The following is a 224-nucleotide window of genomic DNA, read 5'->3' on the forward strand; positions in this document are numbered from 1 at the left end:
TTTCGACATCCAGTAAGTGATTTGGCTATTTACTTCTTGTCCACTAATCTTTAAATCAAAAATTTGATCTTGCGTAATCTGATCCGTTGCTGAGACGCCTGTATCACTCAAATCAGATAAAGTCAGTTCACCTGCTTGTGGTGCTGTGGTATCCACAACCACTTTTTGTATAGCAGTTTCCGATGCATTTCCAGCTCGGTCTGTTACTACAGCTTTGTAAAGAT

At 39.7% G+C, this 224-nt stretch carries 1 protein-coding gene; it reads right to left on the reverse strand.

Translation table 11 applies throughout. The annotated features are described in order from the left end of the window. The coding region (locus UC75_RS19275) for a hypothetical protein (RefSeq protein ID WP_212771768.1) at positions 1–224 on the reverse strand (224 nt) is incomplete at both ends.

The organism is Acinetobacter sp. V2 (assembly GCF_001188385.1).
In the GTDB taxonomy this organism is placed as follows: domain Bacteria; phylum Pseudomonadota; class Gammaproteobacteria; order Pseudomonadales; family Moraxellaceae; genus Acinetobacter; species Acinetobacter oleivorans.